Raw genomic sequence first — 255 nt, 5'->3', positions numbered from 1 at the left:
ATATACACCAGTATCATCATCATCGAAATATCGACGACTGCGCTGGCATTGGGCAAATCCAAAGTCTGCCATTGCCAGTCCGGACGGGCGACGGATAACAAGATGAGGAAAGAATACAGCGCTGCCCAGCTGTAAAATTCGACGGGAGGGAATGACATGCCGATATGGGTGCCATTGCTGTAAACGCCGAAAGCATGCATAACCAACAGCGGCAGCACGATGGCAATGCGGGCAATATTGATTAAACCGGGTATC

1 pseudogene is annotated in these 255 nt (G+C 50.2%); it reads right to left on the bottom strand.

What is annotated here, in order from left to right:
- Positions 1-254 (bottom strand): annotated as a pseudogene (locus ACTHS3_RS18200) (sensor histidine kinase); the annotation flags it as partial.
- Between the last annotated feature and the right edge of the window lies 1 nt (position 255).

The sequence above is a fragment of the Neisseria sp. P0009.S007 genome (assembly GCF_051962515.1).
The sequence above is the reverse complement of the archived record's forward strand: the minus strand, read 5'-3'. Positions and strand labels throughout refer to the sequence as shown.